General features: G+C 74.0%; 15 protein-coding genes and 1 pseudogene. 3 read left to right on the top strand and 13 right to left on the bottom strand.

Annotation, left to right across the window (positions count from 1 at the left end; translation table 11 throughout):
• Positions 1-63 precede the first annotated feature (63 nt).
• The 8 genes from NBM05_RS02220 to groES all read right to left on the bottom strand — a co-directional run bounded on the left by NBM05_RS02220 (position 64) and on the right by groES (position 11,769).
• Entirely contained in the window at positions 64-627 is a 564-nt protein-coding gene (locus NBM05_RS02220) for a DUF3817 domain-containing protein (RefSeq protein WP_254164815.1), read from the bottom strand.
• Between the two features lie 7 nt (positions 628-634).
• Positions 635-1,687, bottom strand: coding sequence for an SURF1 family cytochrome oxidase biogenesis protein (locus tag NBM05_RS02225; RefSeq protein WP_254164817.1), 1,053 nt, complete (start codon positions 1,685-1,687; stop codon positions 635-637).
• A 193-nt stretch (positions 1,688-1,880) separates the two neighbouring features.
• Positions 1,881-3,008, bottom strand: a complete 1,128-nt coding sequence (locus NBM05_RS02230; protein ID WP_254164819.1) for a GuaB3 family IMP dehydrogenase-related protein — start codon at positions 3,006-3,008, stop codon at positions 1,881-1,883.
• A gap of 37 nt (positions 3,009-3,045) precedes the next feature.
• Positions 3,046-4,563, bottom strand: coding sequence for an IMP dehydrogenase (gene guaB / locus NBM05_RS02235; protein WP_254164821.1), 1,518 nt, complete (start codon positions 4,561-4,563; stop codon positions 3,046-3,048).
• Between the two features lie 226 nt (positions 4,564-4,789).
• Entirely contained in the window at positions 4,790-7,207 is a 2,418-nt protein-coding gene (locus tag NBM05_RS02240; RefSeq protein WP_254164823.1) for an acyltransferase family protein, read from the bottom strand.
• A gap of 70 nt (positions 7,208-7,277) precedes the next feature.
• Positions 7,278-9,371, bottom strand: a complete 2,094-nt coding sequence (locus NBM05_RS02245; RefSeq protein ID WP_254164825.1) for an acyltransferase family protein — start codon at positions 9,369-9,371, stop codon at positions 7,278-7,280.
• A gap of 463 nt (positions 9,372-9,834) precedes the next feature.
• Positions 9,835-11,424, bottom strand: coding sequence for a chaperonin GroEL (gene groL / locus NBM05_RS02250; RefSeq protein ID WP_254164828.1), 1,590 nt, complete (start codon positions 11,422-11,424; stop codon positions 9,835-9,837).
• A gap of 48 nt (positions 11,425-11,472) precedes the next feature.
• Positions 11,473-11,769 (bottom strand): co-chaperone GroES, encoded by a 297-nt coding sequence (gene groES / locus NBM05_RS02255; protein ID WP_254164830.1) that lies wholly within the window; start codon positions 11,767-11,769, stop codon positions 11,473-11,475.
• A 222-nt stretch (positions 11,770-11,991) separates the two neighbouring features.
• On the opposite strand from groES, the gene NBM05_RS02260 reads away from it, so the two are divergent.
• The gene (locus tag NBM05_RS02260) at positions 11,992-13,272 is read left to right on the top strand and encodes a class I SAM-dependent methyltransferase (protein WP_254164832.1); all 1,281 of its coding nucleotides are present in this window, start codon (positions 11,992-11,994) and stop codon (positions 13,270-13,272) included.
• Positions 13,273-13,381: 109 nt separating this feature from the next.
• On the top strand, positions 13,382-14,533 hold the full coding sequence (locus NBM05_RS02265; RefSeq protein ID WP_254164834.1) for a glutamate--cysteine ligase: 1,152 nt from the start codon (positions 13,382-13,384) through the stop codon (positions 14,531-14,533).
• A gap of 40 nt (positions 14,534-14,573) precedes the next feature.
• Here NBM05_RS02265 and tsaD read toward each other — a convergent pair whose 3' ends face one another.
• The 5 genes and pseudogenes from tsaD to NBM05_RS15775 all read right to left on the bottom strand — a co-directional run bounded on the left by tsaD (position 14,574) and on the right by NBM05_RS15775 (position 19,104).
• Positions 14,574-15,656, bottom strand: a complete 1,083-nt coding sequence (gene tsaD / locus NBM05_RS02270; protein ID WP_254164899.1) for a tRNA (adenosine(37)-N6)-threonylcarbamoyltransferase complex transferase subunit TsaD — start codon at positions 15,654-15,656, stop codon at positions 14,574-14,576.
• Between the two features lie 188 nt (positions 15,657-15,844).
• On the bottom strand, positions 15,845-16,348 hold the full coding sequence (gene rimI, locus NBM05_RS02275; protein WP_254164835.1) for a ribosomal protein S18-alanine N-acetyltransferase: 504 nt from the start codon (positions 16,346-16,348) through the stop codon (positions 15,845-15,847).
• The gene (tsaB, locus tag NBM05_RS02280; RefSeq protein WP_254164836.1) at positions 16,345-17,124 is read right to left on the bottom strand and encodes a tRNA (adenosine(37)-N6)-threonylcarbamoyltransferase complex dimerization subunit type 1 TsaB; all 780 of its coding nucleotides are present in this window, start codon (positions 17,122-17,124) and stop codon (positions 16,345-16,347) included. The genes rimI and tsaB overlap by 4 nt, the downstream gene beginning before the upstream one ends.
• A gap of 9 nt (positions 17,125-17,133) precedes the next feature.
• Entirely contained in the window at positions 17,134-17,697 is a 564-nt protein-coding gene (gene tsaE, locus NBM05_RS02285) for a tRNA (adenosine(37)-N6)-threonylcarbamoyltransferase complex ATPase subunit type 1 TsaE (RefSeq protein ID WP_254164837.1), read from the bottom strand.
• A pseudogene (locus NBM05_RS15775) lies at positions 17,687-19,104 on the bottom strand (alanine racemase). The gene tsaE and the pseudogene NBM05_RS15775 overlap by 11 nt, the downstream one beginning before the upstream one ends.
• A 56-nt stretch (positions 19,105-19,160) precedes the next feature.
• Here NBM05_RS15775 and NBM05_RS02300 point away from each other — a divergent pair.
• On the top strand, positions 19,161-20,402 hold the full coding sequence (locus tag NBM05_RS02300; RefSeq protein WP_254164838.1) for a glycosyltransferase: 1,242 nt from the start codon (positions 19,161-19,163) through the stop codon (positions 20,400-20,402).
• The last annotated feature ends 33 nt before the right edge of the window (positions 20,403-20,435 follow it).

Consider the following 20,435-nt stretch of genomic DNA (forward strand, 5'->3'; position numbering starts at 1 on the left):
CGGGGGCGGAACTGCACCAGTCTAGGATACTCCCCCGCGCCGGGAGGAATCAGGCCCCCTGCGCTAGTACCGCTTGGCGGAGGTGGGGTTCTCCCGCAGCTGCGAGAGGGTCTCCCGGTGGATGCGCCGCTCGACGATGAAGGAGAGGAAGGGCACGACGCCGCCCAGCGCCATCACGATGAACTGCGGGAAGGGCCAGCGCATCAGGAACCAGACGCGGAAGCAGGCGACGAGGTAGACCACGTAGAACCAGCCGTGGATGATCAGCACCCACGTGGAGAGGTTCAGCCCGCCCACGAGGTTGCCGGTCTCCAGGTTGAGCCAGCCGACCGGGACCGTCGCGCCCGTGGCGGCGTCGCGGCCGCCGGCGATGAGGTCGTGGCCGAAGACGTAGCGGGAGATCATCTCCGCGACCAGCAGCAGCAGGAACGTCCCGGAGATCCAGGCGCAGTACTTGTAGAAGGTCAGCGAGCCCCGGATCTGCGACGGGGTGCCGGCGAACTTCCGGCGCGCGATGCGCACGTGGGACGCCTTCTGCGGGCTCGCGTCCGCGGGGAGCGGCACCTTCTTGCCGTCGGTGCGCTCCACGGGGCGCGGGGTCCCCTGGGGGCCGGTGTTCTCGGACACGGTGCGGTCACTTCCGTTCTGGGGTCGGTGGCTGCTCGGAGCGCGCCTGGGCGGTGTCGGCCGGCGGGATGGGGCCGGCCGGGCCGGACGGGTCCGGCTCGTCGAAGTAGAAGTACTGGGCGGCGTCGGCGTCGTAGTAGAAGTACCGCCCCGTCTCCTCCTCGTAGAAGAAGCGGCCCTCGCGGGCGGGGAGGAACTCGTAGAACCTCTCCGGGTCGACCCGGCGCTGGTGCGCGTCGGCCAGCATCCGCCACCAGAGGTACAGGGCGAAGCCGGCGAAGACGACCCACTCGATCGCGTAGAAGACGTTCAGCCAGTCCAGCGAGTCGTCGGTCACCTGGTCGGTCCGGATGACCTCGAGGCCGTCCGCGGGGGCGGCCAGGGCGGCGGCGTCGGTCAGGCGGCCCTCGGCGTCGAGGGGCAGCGGGGAGCCCGCGGGGACCTCGGCGTTGGCGGTGACCAGGCCCGAGTACAGGGGCGCGTCCCACACGTTGGTCAGCTGCGCGGTGGCGGCGGCGCCCAGCACGGTCCCGGGGCCGGCGGCGTCGGTGGCCTCGTCCACGAGGTCGCTGGCCACGGGTGCCTCGTTGGCGATCAGCCGGCCGGCGAGGGTGACGTCCCCGGCGGGCTCGTCGTAGGCGGCCGCGGACCCCGGGTCGGTCACGAACCCCCGGGCGACGCCGACCGAGTAGACGGCCTCGGGGTCCTCGATCCCGGACTCCACGGGAGCCACCGGCGCCTGGACGTCCGGGACGAACCGGGTCACGACCCAGTAGCCGGGCACGCCGTCGTTGACCCGGTTGGCCACCAGCACGGTGCTGTCCGGGACGTAGGTGCCGGTGGTCTCGACCATGGAGTCCGCCTGGGAGGCGAAGACCGGCTCGAGCGCGCGGACCGTGTCCTCCAGGGGCTCCACGACCTCCTTGGCGGGGTCCTCGTGGATCTGCCCCGAGGACGCCGAGCCCAGCTGCCACTGGCTCAGCAGCATGAAGCCGGTGGCCAGCAGCAGGGCGAACAGGAGTCCGGCCAGCCAGCGCGGGGTCAGGGCGAGTTTGAGCACGTCTTCCAGCGTATCGAACCAACCTGGGAGAGCGCTCATCGCGCCCGTGGCCGAGTCGCACGGGACCGCGGATCGCACCGGCCCGGGGCGATCCGCGGTCCGGACGCCGGGGCGATCTGCGGTCCGGACGCCGGGGCGATCCGCGGTCCGGACGCCGGGGCGAGGCGGGCCCGGGGCCCCGGCCGCCCCCGCCTCAGGAGCGCTGGGTGATGACGACCTCGGAGCGCTGGAACTCCTTGAGCGTGGAGTACCCGGTGGTCGCCATGGCCCGGCGCAGCGCGCCCACCAGGTTGGAGGTCCCGTCCACGTGGTTGGACGGGCCGTTGAGCACCGTCTCCAGCGTCCCGACCTGGCTCATCTGCGTGCGGGCGCCGCGCGGGTACTCGTGGTGGTGGGCCTCGGGGCCCCAGTGGTAGCCGCGGCCCGGCGCGTCCGTGGCGCGGGCCAGCGGGGCGCCGATCATCACGGCGTCGGCCCCCATGGCCATGGCCTTGACCATGTCGCCGGAGACGCCCAGGCCGCCGTCGGCGATCACGTGGACGTAGCGGCCGCCCGACTCGTCGAGGTAGTCGCGGCGGGCCGCGGCGACGTCGGAGATGGCCGAGGCCATCGCGGCGTGGATGCCCAGCGCGCGGCGGGTGGTCGACGTCGCGCCCCCGCCGAAGCCGACCAGCACGCCTGCCGCGCCGGTGCGCATGAGGTGCAGGGCCGGGGTGTAGCCGGCCGCGCCGCCCACGATCACCGGCACGTCGAGCTCGTAGATGAACTCCTTGAGGTCCAGCGGCTCCTGGTTCTGCGAGACGTGCTCGGCCGAGACCGTGGTCCCGCGGATCACGAACAGGTCCACCCCGGCGTTGACCACGGCCCGGGAGAACTCCTGGGTGCGCTGCGGGGTCAGGGACCCGGCCACGACGACGCCGGCCTCCCGGATCTCCGCGAGCCGCGCGGTGATCAGCTCCGCCTTGATGGGCTCGGCGTAGATCTCCTGCATGCGCGAGGTCACCCGCGGCATGTCGTCGCCGGGCAGCAGCGAGATCTCGTCGAGGTAGGGCTGCGGGTCCTCGTAGCGGGTCCACAGGCCCTCGAGGTTCAGCACGCCCAGGCCGCCCAGGCGGCCCAGCTCGATCGCCGAGGCCGGGGACATCACGGAGTCCATCGGCGCGCCGACGATCGGCGTCGGGAAGGTGAAGGCGTCGATCTGCCAGTCGGTCGAGACGTCGCGGGGGTCCCGGGTGCGGCGGGCCGGGACCAGGGCGATGTCGTCGAGCGAGTAGGTGCGGCGGGCCCGCTTGGAGCGACCGATTTCGATGTCGTAACTCACGTGTTCCTTTCGCGGGCCGGGGAGGCCCGGGTGCGGACTAGCGGCGGTAGTTGGGGGCCTCGACGGTCATGGTGATGTCGTGGGGGTGCGACTCCTTCAGCCCCGCCGGGGTGACCCGCACGAACTTGCCCTTGTGCTTGAGCTCGTCGATGTCCGAGGAGCCGACGTAGAACATCGTCTGGCGCAGGCCGCCCTCGAGCTGGTGCAGCACGGCCGAGAGCGGGCCGCGGTAGGCCACCTGACCCTCGATGCCCTCGGGGATGAGCTTGTCCTCGCTCTTGACGTCGGCCTGGAAGTACCGGTCCTTGGAGAAGGAGGCCTTCTTCCCGCGGGTCTGCATCGCGCCGAGCGAGCCCATGCCGCGGTAGGCCTTGAACTGCTTGCCGTTGACGAAGATCAGGTCGCCCGGCGACTCGTCGCAGCCGGCGAGCATCGAGCCGAGCATCACGGAGTCGGCGCCGGCCACGATGGCCTTGCCGATCTCGCCGGAGTGCTGCAGCCCGCCGTCGGCGATCAGCGGGACGCCGGCCGGGATGGTGGCCTTGGCGGACTCGTTGATGGCGGTGATCTGCGGGACGCCGACGCCGGCGATGATGCGGGTGGTGCAGATGGACCCGGGGCCGACGCCGACCTTGACGGCATCCGCGCCGGCGTCGACGATCGCCTGGGCGCCGTCGCGGGTGGCCGCCTGGCCGCCGATGATGTCCACGTGCGCCGCGGCCGAGTCGTTCTTCAGGCGCGCGATCATGTCCAGCACGCCCTGGGAGTGGCCGTTGGCGGTGTCGATGAACAGGGCGTCCACGCCCGCCTCGACTAGGGTCATGGCGCGCTCGAAACCGTCGCCGAAGAAGCCGACCGCGGCGCCGACGCGCAGCCGGTCCTCCTCGTCCTTGCTGGCGTGGGGGTACTGCTCGGTCTTGGTGAAGTCCTTGACCGTGATGAGGCCGGTGAGGCGGCCGGCGTCGTCGACCAGGGGCAGCTTCTCGATCTTGTTGGTCGCCAGCAGCGCGAAGGCCTCGTCCTTGTGCATGCCCTCGTGGCCGGTGATCAGCGGCATCCGGGTCATGATCTCCTCGACCCGGCGGGTCTCGAAGTCCTGCTCGGGGAGGTAGCGGGTGTCCCGGTTGGTGATGATGCCCAGCAGGACCCCGTCCTCGTCGACGACGGGCAGACCGGAGATCTTGAAGTGGCCGCACAGGTCGTCCAGCTCGCGCAGGGTCGCGCCGGGGCTGATGGTCACGGGGTTGGTGATCATGCCGGACTCGCTGCGCTTGACGCGGTCCACGTGCTCGGCCTGGTCGGCGATCGAGAGGTTGCGGTGGATGACGCCCATGCCGCCGAGGCGGGCCATGGCGATGGCCATGCGGGAGTCGGTCACGGTGTCCATCGCGGCGGAGATGATGGGGCTGCTCAGGGTGATGCGCTTGGACAGGCGGGTCGAGGTGTCCGCGTCCGACGGGTTGACGTCGGTGTTGCCGGGCAGCAGCAGGACGTCGTCGTACGTGAGGCCAACGAGGCCGAAGGGGTCGTCCGAGAGTGCGGTGGGCTGAGTCAAGGGGTGTGCGACCTTTCACGTTGCGCGTGCCTCACTCCGCGGCGCGCGGCGCGGCGGCTCGACGGCGGCGGGGCCGGGACGCGGCGGGGCGAGGGGAGGTGGGCTTGTCGTAGTTCATCATAAACGCGCCGGAGCGCTCATTTCTTCCCCCGGTGCTTCTCCACGGGGCGGGGCACGGCCCCGGGAGGCGGCCTGGCCGGCCGGGTCACGACCCGGGGGGCCCGGGTCACGACCCCGGCGGCCCGGCCGGGCCCCGGCTACGGGACGGCGGCCGGGTCCGGCGCCGCGGCGCGCCGGGCAGCGTCTCGCCCGGCGTCCACGCGGCGTCGCCCTCGCCCGGGGCGGAGCCGTCCTCGCCGGACGCGGCCCCGGCGGCCCCCTCCTCCGCCGCCTGGTCCCCGGCCTGCTGGTCCCCGGTGCCGAGGTCGGGGACGGCGTCGTCGGGGTAGATCGGCTGGCCGAGCTCGTCGTAGCCGATCGGCTCGGGGTCCGCCGGGGGCTCGCCGAAGCCGCGGGCGCCGTCGGCCTCCCGCCACTGCGGGTCCACCAGGGCGTCGCCGAAGCGCTGGTCGAAGAAGACCCGGGTGGAGCGGACGAAGGTGGCCGTGAGGTGGTTGTCGTCGATGTAGGTGTAGACGTTGCCCACCGCGGGCGGGCACGCGCCGTCGGGGCAGATCAGGTCGTTCATGTCCATCGAGCCGTACCCGGGGATCTCGTCCCGCCAGGCGAGCGTGGGATCCGGGGTATAGGCGGAGACGTGATCGAAGGCGCAGTCGTCGAAGGAGCCGTCCTCCTCGCAGTCCCAGTGGGACTCCGCGAACCGGGGGTTGTCCCGGATCCCGACGACGTTGACCCCGCGGGCGGTCCAGTCCCGGACCTGCTCCTCGGTGCCGTCGCGGATGATCTCGGCCACGCCGTCGTAGGTGGACTGCGTGGACTGGATGACCAGCGTGTCCGGGTCCCGCTCGTCGATGAACGACTCCGCGTTGGCCAGCCAGTCCTGGCACTCCGCGGCGAACGCGTTGTCCTCGGTCGTGGTGAAGAAGCAGCCCGGGTGCCGGACGAAGGTCAGGTCCCAGTTCTCCGCCTCGGCCGTCTGGCGCAGCGCGGACATCCACTGCTCGGTGTGGCTGTTGCCCACGGCCACGACCGTCCGCTCCGGCTCGGGGTTGTCCACCACGTGGTAGCACTGGTCGCCGACCAGCCCGTGCAGGTCGACGTCCGGCTCGTCCGAGCACCAGCTGCCCAGGCCGCCGTCCTGCCACGACCAGTCGTCGGCGCGGTCCAGCACGGTGGGGATCAGGCCCGGGTCGGGGTCCCCGACGTAGGTGTACCCGGGGTCGAGGATCTCGGCCCCGGGGTTGTTCTTCCAGGCGTTGGCCTGGATCTGGTGGTTGACGTAGACGATCCGGCCCTGCCAGGCCCCGACCGCGCCGAGGCCCACCGCGAGGCAGCCGACGACCACGAGCGCGGAGCGCCACCGCTTGGCCTCGGACCACTTCCACTTGCGCAGCGGCGTGTCCACCCACCGGGTCAGCAGCACCGAGCCCGCGAGCGCGACGCCGAGGATCCCGACGCCGGCGAAGAAGTCGGCCTTCTCCCGCCCGACGAAGTCGAGGTAGATGACCAGCAGCGGCCAGTGCAGCAGGTACAGGGCGTAGGAGTACGCACCGAGGGAGACCAGGGGCTTCCAGGACAGGATGCGGTCGGCGCCCCAGCGGGTCCCGGTCTGGCCCGCGACGATCACCAGGCTCGCGGCGAGGGTCGGCCAGAGCGCGATGTAGCCGGGGAACGCGCCCTCGACGTCGAGCACCGCCCCGCAGATCAGGATCGCCACGACCCCGACCCAGGTCATGATCCCCCGGAACCCGCCGGGCAGCTTGATCCACGGCAGCACGATGGCCACCAGCGAGCCCAGGGCGAACTCCCACAGGCGCGTGAAGGTGTTGAAGTACGCCTCCTGCTGGTTGGCCGCGGTCTCCACGACCGAGTACGTCAGCGAGGCCACGAACACGCAGCCGAAGACCAGGGCGAGCGTGGCCCGCACCGGCAGCCGCAGCACCTTGGCGACGATCCCGCCGAGCGCGAAGAGCAGGGGCCAGACGAGGAAGATCTGCCCCTGGATGGACAGCGACCAGAAGTGCCGCAGGGGCGAGGCCGCGCTGGTGTCGGCCGCGTAGTAGTCCACCGCGTTGGCGATCGAGTACCAGTTGTCCCAGTAGGTCACCACCGAGACGGCCTCCTGCATCGTCGGCAGCCAGCGCTCGGCGCCGAGGAAGAGGCGGGTGGCGATCAGCACGCCCACGACCGTGAGGATCGCCAGCGGCAGGATCCGCTTGAAGACGTGCACCCAGTACGTGCTCAGCTCGCGCCAGCGGATGGGCGTCCCGCGCTCGAGCTTGCCGGTGAAGGACAGCGTCATGAGGAAGGCGGAGATGAACAGGAAGACGTCGACGCCGCCGGAGACCCGGCCGAACCAGATGTGGTAGGCGGCGACCAGCAGCACCGCCATCGCCCGCAGCCCCTGGATCTCCGGGCGGAAGGCGCGCTTGGGCTTGGCCGGGGAGGCGGTCGCCGTCGATCGCGCGGCCCAGGGCGCCTCCCCCTGTCCGATCGGCGCGCCGCGGTCGTTGGTCTGTGTCATCTATCGATCCTGTACGTGGTGTGGTGGCCGGCGGCAGCGTGGTCCTGCCCCGGTCCGGACGGGCGGGCGTTCAGCGTCGCGAGGACTCCGCCTGCCGGAGCGCGTCGTCGAGCCGCGCGTCGAAGAACTCCTGCGTCGACCTGACGAAGGTGGCGGTCAGGTGATTGTCGTCCACGAAGGTGTAGACGTTGCCGACCGTGGGCGAGCATACCCCCTCCGGGCAGACGAGGTCGTTCATCTCCATCGTCCCGAAGCCGGGGGTCCGCGGCCCGACCCACTCGTCGAGCGGGTTGGCGGCCTCCAGCATTGGGGAGGTGTAGTCACAATCACCCCCGAGCCGCTGGCACTCCTCGTGCGAGACCTCGAAGCGCGGGTTGTCCCGGAACGCCACGACGTCGCTGCCGGCGGCGGTCACCTTCCGGACCATCTCCTCGGTCCCGGGGCGGACGTACTCCCCCTCCGCGCGGTCCTTCTCGAACGTGGAGGCGGTCCCCTGCAGGAAGACGACGTCGGCGCCGTAGTCCAGGACGAATCGCTCGGCGCGGGGCACCCAGTCGGCGCACGCGGCGTCGAACGCGTTGTCCTCCGGCGTGGTGAAGTGGCAGCCGTGGCGGATGACGACGACGAGGTCCCAGCCCCGCTCCTCGGCGGTCCGGGTCAGCGCGGTCAGCCACTGCTCGGTGTGGCTGTTGCCCACGGCCAGCACGCGCTGGGTCGGCTCGGCGTTGGGGACCGGATGGGCGCAGACGCCCTCCTCCATCCCGTAGGTCTCGATGCCCTCCTCCGAGCACGGGCGGGTCTCGGTGAACAGGTCCGTGGCGCGGGCCGGGGCGTAGGGCAGGCTGACCCCGGTGGTCTCCGCCTCGGTCGTGGCGGCGGCGCCGGGGTCCTGCGATGCGGCGCCGGGGTTCTGCGACGCGGCGTTCTGGGTCACGTAGGCGCCGGTCATGTACGCGATCCGCCCCTGCCAGGCGCCGACCGCGCCCAGCACGAGGACGCCGCAGGCGCCGCAGACCGCGAGCGCGCGCCGTCGGCTGGCCGCGGGCCAGGCCCAGCCGCGCAGCGGCGCGTCGACGTGCCGGGTGAGGAGGATCGAGAGCAGGATCGAGACCGCGATGATCGCCAGGCCCGCGACCGGCCCGGCCCGCTCCCCGCCGTCGAAGACGAGGTAGAAGACCAGGATCGGCCAGTGCACGAGGTACAGGGCGTAGGCCCGCCCGCCCAGGTAGACCATCGGCCGGGAGGCGAGGAGGCGGTCGACGCCGTACCGGCTCCCGGTGTCCCCGGCGACGATCACCAGCGCCGCGGCGAGGGTCGGCAGGAGCGCCGCGTAGCCGGGGAACGCGCCCTCGACCTCCACGACGACGCCGCACAGCACGATCGCGATGACGCCCAGCCACCCCAGCGCCACCCGCAGCCGCGCGGACAGCCGGAGCGAGGGCAGCGCGAGCGCCACGAGCGAACCCAGGGCGAACTCCCACAGGCGGGCGAAGGTGTTGAAGTAGGCGGCCTGCTGGTTCGCCGCGGTGAACCAGACCGAGAAGGCCAGCGAGCCGGCGAGGACGATCCCGAAGAGCAGGGCGAGGGCCGGGCGGACGCCCCAGCCGCGGCGTCGGGCCCAGAGCCCGCCCAGGGCGATGAGCACGGGCCAGAGGAGGAAGACCTGGCCCTGCATGGACAGCGACCAGAAGTGCCGCAGCGGCGAGGCGAGGGAGGCGTCGGTGGCGTAGTAGTCGACGTGGTGCGCCGCGGAGAACCAGTTGGAGGCGTACGTGACGACCGCGAGGGACTCCCCCATGATCTCGTGCCACCGGCCCGCGGGGTACCAGAGCCGGGTCGCCAGCAGGACGCCGAGCACGGTCAGCACCGCGAGCGGCAGGATCCGCTTGAACACGTGGGTCCAGTACCCGCTGATCTGGCGGATCCCCAGCGGCTTGCCGGCCTCGAGCTTGCGGGCGAAGCTGCCCGTGAGGAGGAAGGCCGAGATGAGCAGGAACACGTCGACGCCGCCGGAGACCCGGCCGAGCCAGATGTGGAAGACCACCACGAGCAGGATCGCCACGGTGCGCAGGCCGTCGACCTCCGGGCGGTAGCGGCGCTGCCCGTCGTGCTGCTCGGGAGCCGCCGGCGCGGAGGGGGCCGGGTGCGTGGTGGAGGATCGCATGCGTGGTGGTGGCCGCGCCGGTCGCGGAGCGCGGCGGTGACGGCTCCGGGATCCGGGCCTCGCGGGCGTGCGGGCGGCCGGGAGTTCCCTTCTGCTCGGCCGGAAGCGGGGCGCCGGGCGGGACGCGGGGTCCGGTGCGCGGCGGTCGGGCGCGCGGGCGACCGGCTTCGGGCTGACGGGCGGTTTCACCTGCGCTGGCGGCGGCGCCGGGGCAGGGGGCCGGAGGGACGCTCCCGACGACGGGGCTCGCCGACCGTCCTCGATACTACCGGGTCGGGGGGTTCCGGGAAAAGCGACGTGGGTCACCGGAGCACCCGCCCACGCCGGGCTGACCGGGGACCATGTCCGCCGCGGGGCCGGCCGGGCCTGCGCCCCGGGGACGCGGAAGGGCCCCGCGACAGCAGTCGCGGGGCCCTTCCTGCGGAGCCGAGCCGGCCACTGGGCCGGCGCCTCGGGGAGAGGGTCAGCCCTCGTCCTCGTCCTCCGGCTTGTCGACCACGAGGGTCTCGGTGGTCAGCACCAGCGCGGCGATCGACGCCGCGTTCTCCAGCGCCGAGCGGGTCACCTTGACCGGGTCGATGACGCCGGCGGCCAGCAGGTCGCCGAACTCGCCGGTCGCGGCGTTGTAGCCCTCGCCGGGCTGCAGGTCCGCCACGCGGGCGGCGACGACGTAGCCGTCGGCGCCGGCGTTCTCGGCGATCCAGCGCAGCGGCTGGACCAGCGAGCGGCGCACGATGTCCACCGCAGTCCGCTCGCCGTCCGTGGCCAGGCCGAGGTCCTCGTCCAGCGCCTTGGCGGCGTGGACCAGGGCCGAGCCGCCGCCGGCGACGATGCCCTCCTCGAGGGCCGCGCGAGTCGAGGACACGGCGTCCTCGATGCGGTGCTTGCGCTCCTTGGCCTCGACCTCGGTGGCTGCCCCGACCTTGATGACCGAGACGCCGCCCGCGAGCTTCGCGAGGCGCTCCTTGAGCTTCTCGCGATCCCAGTCCGAGTCGACGCGCTCGACCTCGGCGCGCAGCTGGGCCACGCGCTCGGCGAGCGCCTCCTCGGAGCCGGCGCCGTCCACGATGGTCGTGTTGTCCTTCGTGACGGTCACGCGGCGGGCCGAGCCCAGCTGCTCGAGGGTCACGGCGTCGAGCGCGATGCCCAGCTCGCTGGTGATCAGCTCGCCGCCGGTGAGGATCGCGAGGTCCTGCATGATGGCCTTGCGGCGGTCGCCGAACCCGGGGGCCTTGAGGGCCACCACGTTCAGGTTCCCGCGCATCTTGTTGACCACCAGGGTGGACAGCGCCTCGCCGTCGACGTCCTCGGCGATGATCGTGAGCGGCTTCTTGGCCTGCACGACCTTCTCCAGGACCGGCATCAGCTCGGCGACCGAGGAGATCTTGCCCTGGTAGAGCAGGATCGCCGAGTCCTCGAGCACCGCTTCCTGGCGCTCGGGGTCGGTCACGAACGACGGGGAGAGGTAGCCCTTGTCGAACTGCATGCCCTCGGTCACGGAGAGCTCGATCTCGGTCGAGGAGCCGTCCTCGATCGTGATCACGCCGTCCTTGCCGACCTTCTCGAAGGCCTCGGCGAGGAGCTCGCCGATCTGCTCGGACTGGGCCGAGATGGCCGCCACGTGGGCGACGTCCTGGCCCTCGACCTCGCGGGCGTTCTCCAGCAGGCGGGCGGAGACGGCCTTGACGGCCGCCTCGATGCCCGCGCGGATCTCGCCCGGGGCGGCGCCGGCGGCCACGTTGCGCAGGCCCTCGGCGACGAGCGCCTGGGCGAGCACGGTCGCGGTGGTGGTGCCGTCGCCGGCGACGTCGTTGGTCTTGGTGGCGACCTCCTTGGCCAGCTGCGCGCCGAGGTTCTCGTACGGGTCGTCGAGCTCGACCTCGCGGGCGATCGTGACGCCGTCGTTGGTGATCAGCGGGGCGCCCCACTGCTTGTCCAGGACGACGTTGCGGCCGCGCGGCCCGAGGGTCACCTTGACGGTGTCGGCGAGCTTGTCCACGCCGGCCTGGAGGGCCTTGCGGGCGGCGTCGTCGAATTCCAACTGCTTTGCCATCGGTGTCAATGACTCCTTAGGGATTCGGGGGTGCTGGGGACGCGGAGACTACTTCTCGACGACGGCCAGCACGTCGCGGGCGGAGAGCACCAGGAAGTCCTGGCCCGAGTACTTGACCTCGGTCCCGCCGTACTTGGAGTAGATGACGATGTCGCCCTCGGCGACGTCGACGGGGATGCGGTTGCCCTTCTCGTCCACGCGGCCGGGGCCGACGGCGACGACCTTGCCCTCCTGGGGCTTCTCCTTGGCGGTCTCGGGGATGACCAGGCCGGAGGCGGTGGTCTGCTCGGCCTCGACGGGCTGAACGACGATGCGGTCTTCGAGGGGCTTGATGGAGACGGACATGGGTGACCTTCTTCCGTAGATGGATCAGTATCAAGGCGTGAGCCGCGGGGGCGTGCCAACCGTCGTCGCGGTGCCGATTGAGCGCCGGGCCCAGTTAGCACCCTGAGTGCCAGAGTGCTAACACGACTCTATTCCGGGGATTAGCAGAGGGTCAAGGCGAGTGCCAGCCCGCGTCGTCCGCCCGGCCGCCGCCCGGCGCGCGCGACGCGCTAGGGTGAACCCATGCCTGCCGAGTACACCGCCGACGAACTGGCCCTCCTGGACGGGATCGAGTACCGGGAGGGCGACGTCCTGGCCCTGTCCGCCCGCCTGCGGGACCGGGGCCTGGGCCCCGAGCGGACCGCGGACCTGCTGACCCAGGCCAGGCTGCGGGGCGAGGCCGCGGCCAAGTTCGGCGCGGCCGAGGCCGCCCGGATGCTGCTGACCCGCGACGGCCTGGAGCAGGCCACCCGCCGCGCCGTGGCCCGGCTGCACGCGCGGCGGTTCCGCGAGGCCGGGATCGGCTCGGTCGCCGACCTGGGCTGCGGGCTCGGCGGGGACTCGGCGGCCTTCGCCCGCGAGGGCCTGCGGGTGCTCGCGGTCGAGCGGGACCCGCGCACCGCCGCCTTCGCCGCCCACAACCTCGCCCCGCACCCCGCGGCCGAGGTGCGGCGCGCCGACGTCGCCGAGCTGGACCTGGGCGCCCTGGCCGACGCCGCGGGCCGCCCGGTCGAGGCCCTCTGGCTCGACCCCGCCCGCCGCGAGGAGCCCGGGTCCCGCCGCTCCCCCGGCGGGCAGGCCCGGCGGATCTTCGACCCGGAGGCCTTCTCTCCGCCGTTCTCCCTCATCGAGGCGCTCGCGCGCACCGGCCTGCCCCTGGGCGTGAAGATGGGCCCCGGTATGGACCGCGCGGCGATCCCAGCCGGGGCCGAGGCCGAGTGGGTCAGCCACCGCGGCGAGGTCGTGGAGCTGGTCCTGTGGTTCAACGCGCTGCGCTCCCCCGGCGTCCGCCGGCGCGCCACGGTGCTGGGCCCCGACCCCCTGGAGCCCGAGGTCCTCGCGAGCCTGGCCTCCGGGGACGACTTCGGGCGCGGCCCCGAGGCGCCGGTCGGCGAGCCCGGCGCGTTCCTCTACGAGCCCGACGGCGCCGTCATCCGGGCCGAGCTGGTGGACCGGCTGGCCGGGGCGACCGGCGGCCGCCTGGTGGACCCGCGCATCGCCTACGTCTTCTCGGACGAGGAGCACCGGCTCGACTGGGCCACCGGGTGGCGGGTGCTCGAGGCCCTGCCGCTGCACGCGAAGCCGCTCAAGCGCTGGGTGCGCGAGCACGGCGTGACGGACCTGACGATCAAGAAGCGCGGGGTCGACGTCGTGCCCGAGGCCCTGCGGAGGCAGCTGCTGGCCGGTGCGAAGCGCGGCGGGGGCCGGGGGCGGCGGGGCCCGCTGGTGCTGACCCGCTGGGACGCGGCCGAGGGCGAGCGGCGGGGGGCCTTCGCCGTCGAACCGCTCGGGCCCGCCGACTGAGACCGGGCCCCTCCCCGGGACGGGCGCCGCGTGTCCGCCGGCCGGACCGGGTGGGGCCGGGGCCCCTCGCGCGGTTAGGATGGATCGACCCTAATTGGAGGCCCGCCCCATGATCGAGTTCTCTCGCTCCGCCCCGTCCACGCTCGGCGTGGAGTGGGAGGTCGCGCTGGTGGACCGGAAGACCGGTGCCACCCGGCCCGCGGCCGAGGAGGTCTTCGACGCCATCGAGGCGACGGAGCCGAGCCTGGCCCACCCCGACGGCCAGGCACCGCACATCGCGCGCGAGTTCCTCGCGAACACCGTGGAGATGGTCACCGGCGTCGCGAGCAGCGTCGCCGAGGCCACCGACCAGCTGCAGGACCTCACCGAGAAGCTGCACGCCCTCACGGACCCGCTGGGCATCGACCTGTTCTCCGCGGGCACCCACCCCCTGGCCGAGTGGCGGACCGAGCAGATCTCCGCCAAGGAGCGCTACCAGAAGGTCCTGGACCGCACGCAGTACTGGGGCCACCAGATGCTCATGTACGGCATCCACGTCCACGTGGGCCTCGACTCCCGGGACAAGGCCCTGCCCGCGGTCAACCAGCTGGTCAACTACTACCCGCACCTGCTGGCGCTCTCCGCCAACTCCCCCTACTGGGGCGGGCACGACACCGGCTACGCATCCCAGCGCGCCATGATCTTCCAGCAGATCCCCACGGCCGGGCTGCCCTTCGGCTTCGAGGAGTGGCACGAGTTCGAGGACTACACCCGGGACCTGCTGCAGACCGGCGTCATCGACGAGCCCTCGGAGAACCGCTGGGACGTCCGCCCGGTGGCCCAGTACGGCACCGTGGAGATGCGGGTGTGCGACGGCGTCTCGACGCTGGAGGAGATCGGGGCCCTGACCGCGCTCACCCAGTGCCTGGTGGAGGAGACCTCGCGGCGGGTCGACGCCGGGGAGCGCATCCCCGTGATGCCCCGCTGGCACGCCGAGGAGAACAAGTGGCGCGCGGCCCGCTACGGCATCGAGGCGATCATCATCCAGGACGCCCAGAACAACGAGCGCCTGGTCACCGACGACACGATCGACCTGCTGAACCGGCTGGAGCCCATCGCCCGCCAGCTCGGCTGCTCGGAGGAGCTGACCGGGATCGAGCGGATCATCGAGCGCGGCCCGGGGTACCTGCGGCAGCGCCGGGTCGCGAAGGACGCCGGGGGCGACCTCCGTGCCGTGGTGCAGGACATCACCGACCTGACCCGCCACGGCTTCCGGGACTAGGGGCACGACGCCGGGGCGGTCCGCCCCAGCGGCCGTCCGCTCAGGCGGGGACGCTGACCGTGGTCACCGGCAGCGACGGGTCCGCGGTGAAGCCGAGCCCGGTCGGCGGGACCCTGGCCGCCACGAGCCGGGCCCCCAGCGCCGCGACCATCGCCCCGTTGTCCGTGCAGAGCGAGAGCCGCGGGACCACCAGGCGGATCCCGTGCCGCTCGCAGCGCTCGGCGGTGAGCGCCCGCAGCCGCGAGTTCGCCGCGACGCCCCCGCCCAGCAGCAGCGTGTCGATGCCGTTCTCGGTGCAGGCCAGCATCGCCTTGGCGGTGATGACGTCCGCGACCGCCTCCTGGAAGGACGCCGCGACGTCGGCCGCCGGGACCTCCTCCCCGCGGGCCTCGCAGCCCTCGACGACGCGCGCGACCGCGGTCTTCAGCCCCGAGAACGAGAAGTCGTACCGGTGGCTGCCGGGCGCCTCGGCGCTGCCCATGTACTTGCCGGCGGTCAGGCCGCGCGGGAAGCGGAAGGCCTCGGGGTCGCCCTCGGCGGCGGCGCGGTCGATCGCGGGCCCGCCCGGGTAGCCGAGGCCCAGCAGGCGGGCCACCTTGTCGTAGGCCTCGCCCGCGGCGTCGTCGAGGGTCGCGCCGAGCAGCCGGACCGAGCCGGCGATGTCCGCGACCTTGAGGATCTCGGTGTGCCCCCCGGAGACCAGCAGCGCGCCGAGGCCCTCCGGCAGCGCGCCGCCGGACTCGGCCTCGGGCAGCCCGCCGCCGGCCAGCAGGCCCACCCCCACGTGGGCGACCAGGTGGTTCACGGCGTAGAGCGGCTTGCCGGTGGCCACCGCGAGCGCCTTGGCCGCGCTGACCCCGACCATCAGGGCGCCCGCGAGGCCCGGGCCGCTGGTCACGGCCAGGGCGTCGACGTCGTCCAGGGTCAGCCCGGCGTCGGCCAGGGCGGCGTCGAGCGCGGGGATCATGGCCTCGAGGTGGGCGCGGGAGGCGATCTCGGGGATGACGCCGCCGAAGCGCTCGTGCTCCTCCATCGAGGAGGAGACGGTGTTGGTCAGCAGCGTGCTCCCGGCGACGATGCCGATGCCCGTCTCGTCGCAGGAGGACTCGATGCCGAGCACGATGGGGCCGCGGCGGGACGCGGCCGGGGCGGCGTCGGCCTGGGCAGCTTCGGTCGGGGCTGCGGTGGCCGCCGGCGCGGCGTCGGGAGCCGGAACGGCGTCCGGAGCCGGGGCGGCGTCCGGAGCCGGTACGGCCTCGACGGGGGCGGACGCGGCGTCGGCCGGGCGCGGTGCGGTGGTCTCGGGCTGGTTCACGGTCGGGGATCGCCTTCCGGGGTCAGGGTCTTGCGCATGATCACGGCGTCGGCGCCGTCGGGGTAGTAGCGGCGGCGCACGTGGATCCGCTCGTAGCCGAGGGAGGAGTAGAGGCCCTCCGCGCGCGGGTTGTCCGCGCGGACCTCGAGCATCATGGTCGCCGCGCCGGCCTCGCGGGCCTGCCGGTGCATGCGCTCCATGAGCCAGCGGCCCACGCCGCGGCCCTCGTGCTCGGGGACCACGGCGATGGTCTGCACGTCGCCGGTGTCCCCCACGGCCATCATGCCCGCGTAGGCCACGACGACGCCGGCCCCGTCCTGGACCACCGTGTACCGCCGGGTGGGGTGCCCGACCTCGGCGAGGAGCATCTCCAGCGGCCAGGCGTCGGCGGGGAACAGGCGCACCTCGAGGCGGTGCACGGCCTCGACGTCGGCGAGCTCCAGCGGGCGGGCGGAGTAGCCCGCGGGCGGGGGCGCGGGCGCCGGCGTCTCCGGGCTCATCGGAGGGCCCGCTTCCGCGGGGCGGGGACGCGGGCGTCGGAGCCGCGCAGGTACAGCGGGGAGGTGCCGGTCGAGGCGGCGTCGAGGCCGGCGCGCAGCGCGGCCCGGACCAGGTCCTCGGCGGTGGGCTGCACGGCGTCGTGCCCGGGCAGCGCGGTCAGCGACTCGGGGTACAGCAAGGCTCCGCGGCCGGCGACCGGGGGCTCGGCCGAGGGCGCGGCCGGTGCCGGCTCGGCGTCCTCGGCCGGCTCGCCGTCCGCGGCCGCCGGGTAGAGGGCTGCGCCGATCTCCGCCGCCGGTCCCACCGCCGGGCCGGCCGCGCGGCGGTAGCCCTCCTCGAGGATCTCGTAGTCGGCCGCGTAGACCTCGCGGCGCCGGGCGTCCGTGACCACCCGCAGGATGCGGTGCCCGGCCGCGCGGGCGGCGTCGTGGGCGGCCTCCGCCACGGCGTCGAGGCTCACGACGCCGCGCACCTGCGTCCCCCAGGCCCAGGCCAGGGTCCGGGCGGTCACGATCCCGGCGCGCAGGCCGGTGAAGGGGCCCGGGCCCACGCCGGTCAGGACCATCCCCAGCTCGGGGCCCTCGACGCCCGCGGCGCGGAGCAGTTCCTCCACGCCCGGGGCCATGACCTCCGCGTGGGACCGGGTGTCCTCGGTCCGGAAGGCGCCGAGCACCTCGACCGGGCCCGCGTAGGGCCGGCCCGAGGCGGCGGCGTCCTCCACGCGGATCAGGGCGCCGCTGGCGATGGACGAAGTATCACAACCGAGTATCAGCACCCGATCAGTCTAATGCCGCGCCGCCTCGAGCAGCTTCAGCGTGAGCGGGCCGGTCAGCTCCTCGCGCCACCGGGGGCCGTGGAAGCTCATGCGCAGGATCCGCGGGTCGGAGTCCTCCTCCGAGCCCTCGACCGTCGGGGCGCCGGTGCCCACGGCGCGCTCCAACTCCACCTCGACCCGGGACTCGGCGAGGTGCTCCACGAGGCCCCTGCCCCACTCGACCACGGTCACGGCGCCGTCCATCGAGTACTCGAGGTCCAGGTCGTCGACCTCCTCGGCGCTCCCGAGGCGGTAGGCGTCCACGTGCACCAGGGAGGGGCCGCCGGGGCGGGCGCCCTCCGGGTCGTTGCGATGCACCCGGGAGAGCACGAACGTCGGCGAGATCACGCTCCCGGAGATCCCCAGCCCGGCGCCGAGGGCCCGGGTGAAGGTGGTCTTCCCGGCCCCGAGCTCCCCGGTCAGGATCAGGAGGTCCCCGGCCCTCAGGCTCCCCGCGAGCACGTGGGCCACGCGCTGGGTGGCCTCGGTCCCGTGCAGCTCCAGCACCGCGGTGCCCCGTGCCTCAGCAGTCATCGATCGACTCGTCCTTCCGCGCCGACCCGCCCACCGTCACGCGGTCCACGCGTGCGGAGATGCGGGTGACGATCTCGTAGTTGATGGTTCCGGCCGCGCGGGCCCACTCGTCGGCGGAGGGCTCCTCGCCGCCGCCGAACAGGACCGCGGGCGCGTGGAGGTAGCCCAGGGCGGGGTCGCTCAGGCCCGGCCGGCCGAGGTCGACGACGAGCTGGTCCATCGCGATCCGCCCGACCACGGGGTACGTGCCCGCCGGCGCCCCCGCCGGGTGGATCCGCACGGGCCCGCCGGTGCCGACCCGCGGGACGCCGTCGGCGTACCCCAGCGGGATCAGGGCCAGGGTCGTGGGGCGCTCCGTGCGGTAGGCGAGGCCGTAGGAGACCCCCTGGCCCGCCGGGACCTCCTTGACGGCGTCGACCACCGTGCGCAGCGTCATGACCGGCCGCAGGCCGAGGTCCGCGGCGCTCGTCCCCTCGAAGGGCGAGAGGCCGTAGAGGGCTAGGCCGACCCGGACGGCGTCGTAGTACGGGCGCTCGACGCCGTCCGCGGGGGCGGCCCCGGCGGGGGCGACCCGGCCGCCGTCACCGGGGGCTCCGGCGGTGAGGACCCGGGCGCCGTCACCGGGAGCTCCGGCGGGGGCCGCGTGGGCGCCTCGGCCGCCGGGGTCCCGGTCCCCGGCGTCCCGGGTCAGCAGCGGGGCCAGCGTGGCCGGGGAGTTCGCGACGTGGAGCAGCTCCGGGCGGAGGCCGGCGGCGCGGGCGCGGGCGACGGCGTCGTCGAACCGGGCCAGCTGCTCGCGCGTCTCGGGGCGCTCGGGCTCGTCGGCCACGGCGAGGTGGGTGAAGACGCCGGTGACCCGGACCAGCCCCGCTCCTCGAGCGCCCGGGCGCGGGCCACCAGGTCCGGCCACTGCCGGGCGGTCGCGCCGTTGCGGCCCAGGCCCGTGTCGATCTTCAGGTGCAGGCGGGCGGTGCGGCCGGACCGCTCCGCCGCCTCGGCGATCGGCTCCAGCTCCCAGCCGGAGACGCCGAGCTCGACGTCGTGCGCCAGCGCCGCCGGGAAGTCGGTCGAGGCGGTGTGCAGCCAGGCCAGCAGCCTCCCGCCGACGCCCCGCTCGCGCAGCCGCAGCGCCTCGCGCACGTGCGCGACCCCGAGCATGTCGGCGCCCGCGGCCAGCGCGGTGCGGGCCACCGCCTCGGCCCCGTGCCCGTAGGCGTCCGCCTTGACCACGGCGATCAGCAGGGACGGCGCCACGAGCGCGCGCAGGCGCCGGACGTTGTGGGCCAGGGCGTCCAGGTCGATGACCGCGGCGCGCTCGCACGGCGGGCCGAGGGGCGCCGGGCCGGGAGACGCCGGGCCCGGGGACGCCGGGACGCGGACGGCCTGGGGATGTTCGGGGGTGGTCATGGGCCCATTCTCTCATCAGCGGCGGGCGCCGGCGGCGGCTCGCGTAGACTCGTGGGGTGAGTTCCTCGGAGTCAGGACGCGGCCGGGTCGTCCACGTGATCAGCATGCACACCTCTCCCCTCGCCCAGCCGGGCCACGGCGACGCCGGAGGCATGAACGTCTACATCGGCCAGCTCTCCCGCGCCCTGGCCCGCGCCGGCGTCGGCGTCGAGGCCTTCACCCTCCTGACCTCCGCCCCCGAGGGCTCCGATGCAGCGCGGGCCGCGCACCGCACGGTCGAGGTCTCCCCCGGCTACCGCGTGCACGAGCTGTACCTGCCCGAGGCCGAGGGGGCCGGCAAGGAGGCCATGGCGGACCTCACGGAGGCCTTCGGCCGCGCGTGCGCGGGCCACGCCCGGCGGCTGCCCCCTCCCGACGTCGTCCACGCCCACTACTGGCTCTCCGGCCGCGCGGCCGAGGCCTACCTCGCCGCGCGGGGAGGCCGGGTCCCGCTCGTCTCCGTGCTGCACACCAGCGCCCTGGTCAAGAACCTGGGAGCCGGTCCCCGGGAGCGGCCGGAGCCCGAGGCCCGCGTCCGAGGCGAGCGCGAGGTCATCGCGGCCTCGGCCGCCCTGATCGTGAACACCGAGGCCGAGGCCGAGCAGATGGTCCGCCTCTACGGGGCCCGTCCCGAGCGCACCCGGGTGGTCCCGCCCGGCGTCGACGCCTCGGTGTTCCGCCCCGGCCCGCGCCGCCCCGCGGACGGCCGCTTCCGCGTCCTCTTCGCCGGCCGCCCCCAGCCGCTCAAGGGCCCGGAGATCCTGCTGCGCGCCGTCGCCCTCGCCCGCCCCGAGGTCCCGGGGATCGAGCTGGAGGTCCGCGGCAGCGCCGGCGCCGGCTACCTCGCGGAGCTCCGGGAGCTGGCCCGCTCGCTGGAGGTCGACGACGTCGTGCGCTTCTACCCCGCGACCACGAGCGCCGACCTGGCCGCCGCCTTCCGGGACGCCGACGCCGTCGCCTGCCCCTCCTCCTCCGAGACCTTCGGACTGGTCGCGCTGGAGGCCCAGGCCTGCGGCGCCGTGGTCCTGGGATCCGACGTCAGCGGGCTGCGCGCCGCGCTGGACGAGGGGCGCTCCGGGATCCTGGTGGAGCACCGGGAGCCGGAAGCCTGGGCGCGCGCGCTGGCAGCCGTCGCCGCGGACCCCGGCCGGCGGGAGCGGCTCAGCGCCGCGGCGATCGCCCACGCCCACGGCCTGACCTGGGACGACGCCGCGCGTCGGACCCTCGCGGTCTACGCCGGCCTGCTCGAGGGCCGATGATCTCGCGGCCGGGAACCCCGACGAACGCCACGA

The organism is Rothia santali, assembly GCF_024199905.1.
GTDB classification, from domain to species: domain Bacteria; phylum Actinomycetota; class Actinomycetes; order Actinomycetales; family Micrococcaceae; genus Rothia; species Rothia santali.

Excerpts from the sequence above, each read along its gene's own strand:
- NBM05_RS02240 (WP_254164823.1), bottom strand. The coding sequence starts at position 7,207 with ATGACACAGACCAACGACCGCGGCGCGCCGATCGGACAGGGGGAGGCG.
- NBM05_RS02245 (WP_254164825.1), bottom strand. The coding sequence starts at position 9,371 with ATGCGATCCTCCACCACGCACCCGGCCCCCTCCGCGCCGGCGGCTCCC.
- groL (WP_254164828.1), bottom strand. The coding sequence starts at position 11,424 with ATGGCAAAGCAGTTGGAATTCGACGACGCCGCCCGCAAGGCCCTCCAG.
- groES (WP_254164830.1), bottom strand. The coding sequence starts at position 11,769 with ATGTCCGTCTCCATCAAGCCCCTCGAAGACCGCATCGTCGTTCAGCCC.
- NBM05_RS02260 (WP_254164832.1), top strand. The coding sequence starts at position 11,992 with ATGCCTGCCGAGTACACCGCCGACGAACTGGCCCTCCTGGACGGGATC.
- NBM05_RS02265 (WP_254164834.1), top strand. The coding sequence starts at position 13,382 with ATGATCGAGTTCTCTCGCTCCGCCCCGTCCACGCTCGGCGTGGAGTGG.
- rimI (WP_254164835.1), bottom strand. The coding sequence starts at position 16,348 with ATGAGCCCGGAGACGCCGGCGCCCGCGCCCCCGCCCGCGGGCTACTCC.
- tsaE (WP_254164837.1), bottom strand. The coding sequence starts at position 17,697 with ATGACTGCTGAGGCACGGGGCACCGCGGTGCTGGAGCTGCACGGGACC.